This window comes from Streptococcus sp. HMSC067H01 (assembly GCF_001814775.1).
Classification (GTDB): Bacteria; Bacillota; Bacilli; order Lactobacillales; family Streptococcaceae; genus Streptococcus.
Genome location: NZ_KV817807.1, coordinates 427 through 760, shown reverse-complemented (window position 1 = coordinate 760; position 334 = coordinate 427). Strand labels below are relative to the sequence as shown.

The 334-nt window shown below is 42.2% G+C and carries 1 pseudogene; it reads left to right on the top strand.

Going from position 1 to position 334, the window contains the following annotated elements:
• Positions 1–334, top strand: a pseudogene (locus HMPREF2987_RS11070) (surface protein Rib); the annotation flags it as partial.

Below are 334 nucleotides of genomic sequence, written 5' to 3'. Positions count from 1 at the left end.
GAAGTTAAGAAAGCTAATCCAACCGTAACAGATGTAACGATAGGTAATGACGGTACAACCACAGTCACTTATCCAGATGGAACTACAGCGGTTATCCCAGCCGATAAGACAGTTAAGAAATCAGATGATAATAGTACTAAGGATCCAGCCGTAACGCCAGTTGTAGATCCAAGCAACTTGACTGATGCGGAAAAAGCTAAGGTAACCGACGAAGTTAAGAAAGCTAATCCAACTGTAACAGATGTAACAGTAGGTAATGACGGTACAGCAACTATTACTTACCCAGATGGCACAACAGCCGTAATCCCAGCCGATAAGACAGTTAAGAAATCAG